Origin of the sequence: Lentilactobacillus sp. TOM.63, from assembly GCF_030361045.1 — a bacterium.
GTDB classification, from domain to species: Bacteria; Bacillota; Bacilli; order Lactobacillales; family Lactobacillaceae; genus Lentilactobacillus; species Lentilactobacillus dabitei.
The window spans coordinates 1-711 of the sequence record NZ_JAUCAP010000179.1; the positions used below are offsets into that span (position 1 = coordinate 1).

Annotated in this window: 1 protein-coding gene; it reads left to right on the forward strand. The window is 40.5% G+C overall.

The genetic code is table 11. The features are described 5' to 3' along the window. Positions 1-670: IS3 family transposase (locus QUF07_RS14030; RefSeq protein WP_289428206.1), on the forward strand; the 670-nt coding region annotated here is incomplete at its 5' end. Positions 671-711 lie beyond the last annotated feature (41 nt).

Below are 711 nucleotides of genomic sequence, written 5' to 3' on the forward strand. Positions count from 1 at the left end.
GCAAGGCTTTCAAGTTAACCATAAACGGATATTAAGAATAATGAGGGAAAACGATCTCTTATGTCATGCCTATGACCGCAACGTTCATAAGTACAATTCTTATAAAGGACGGGTGGGTAAAGTTGCCCCTAATCGGGTTAATCGCCGTTTCTCTACTGATCGTCCTTATCAGAAGGTGGTTACCGATGTGACTGAACTTCGTTGGGGGAACAATGCGACTAATAAACGGGCTTATTTCACGGCTTACATTGATCTCTTCAACAGCGAAGTATTATCTTGGTCACTTGAGCTCCATCCGACGGTTAAATTTGTCATGAGTCCTTTAACTGAATTACTTAAGAAGCGCCCAAAATTAGACTATCGGATGACACTTCACTCTGATCAAGGATTCCAGTATCAGAATAGTCGATACCAAGCGTGCTTAAAGGAATATCGAGTATTTCAAAGCATGAGCCGTAAGGCTACCTGCCTTGATAACGCTTGTGCAGAGAGTTTCTTTCATCAGTTAAAGGTCGGAACAGTTCATAATCATCACTATGATGACTTTCAGACACTTAAGCAGGCAGTTAAGGACTATATCCAGTATTACAATTACCATCGCATAAAAACAAAACTAGCCGGAATGAGTCCGGTTGAATACCGGATTCACAACGACCAGTTATGTGCCTAAAAATTATTAAATATTATCTCCAACTATTGGGGTTCACTTCA